Source organism: Escherichia sp. AM3, from assembly GCF_032029835.1.
Lineage (GTDB): Bacteria > Pseudomonadota > Gammaproteobacteria > Enterobacterales > Enterobacteriaceae > Escherichia > Escherichia coli.
Window position 1 is genome coordinate 1 of the sequence record NZ_JAVUPQ010001115.1, and the last position, 256, is coordinate 256.

1 pseudogene is annotated in these 256 nt (G+C 63.7%); it reads left to right on the plus strand.

Going from position 1 to position 256, the window contains the following annotated elements:
- Nucleotides 1–200, plus strand: a pseudogene (locus RTW80_RS29950) (EEP domain-containing protein); the annotation flags it as partial.
- Between the last annotated feature and the right edge of the window lie 56 nt (nt 201–256).

Sequence of the window (256 nt, forward strand, 5' to 3'; positions counted from 1 at the left end):
TACAGATGCTGGCAGACTGGACCAATGCGCTGCCGGAGGGCGAGCCCGTCGTGGTGGCCGGTGATTTCAACGACTGGCGACAGCGGGCCAACCATCCGCTGAAGGTGAAGGCGGGGCTGGAGGAGATCTTTACCCGCTCACGCGGTCGTCCCGCGCGGACGTTTCCGGTGCTCTTCCCCCTGCTGCGCCTTGACAGTATCTAGGTAAAAAATCCCCACGCCAGCAGCCCGACGGCGCTGGCTTTACTCAACTGGCG